The organism is Rhizobium sp. SVR5-2C (assembly GCF_056755115.1).
In genome coordinates this window covers 1-258 of sequence record NZ_JBNDHT010000447.1, presented here as the reverse complement: position 1 = coordinate 258, position 258 = coordinate 1, and the positions used below count along the sequence as shown (strand labels likewise).

The 258-nt window shown below is 56.2% G+C and carries 1 protein-coding gene; it reads right to left on the bottom strand.

The features are described from left to right. Positions 1–36: 36 nt before the first annotated feature. On the bottom strand, positions 37–258 hold a 222-nt coding region (locus ACPYOI_RS36470), incomplete at its 5' end, for a hypothetical protein (protein ID WP_481424230.1).

The following is a 258-nucleotide window of genomic DNA, read 5'->3' as shown; positions in this document are numbered from 1 at the left end:
CCGCTCAATCTGAAGCGAGCGCGTCCGTCTCGGGGGCTATCTTTGATGGTTTGCGGCAGAATTGCAGGTCGCATCTACGGCTATTGCACCGTTTACGAAGCGCTGCTGCCGGACCGACCAATGCGCCTTTGTTTCTTTGCAATCGCGGACGAACAAGACGAGGTGCGGCAAGAGACTTCCTTTTGGGAGGGAGAAAAAACCAAGATCAGAGACCACGGGTTCTTGGTAACGCCATTTCGGCACGACGAGGCACCACGG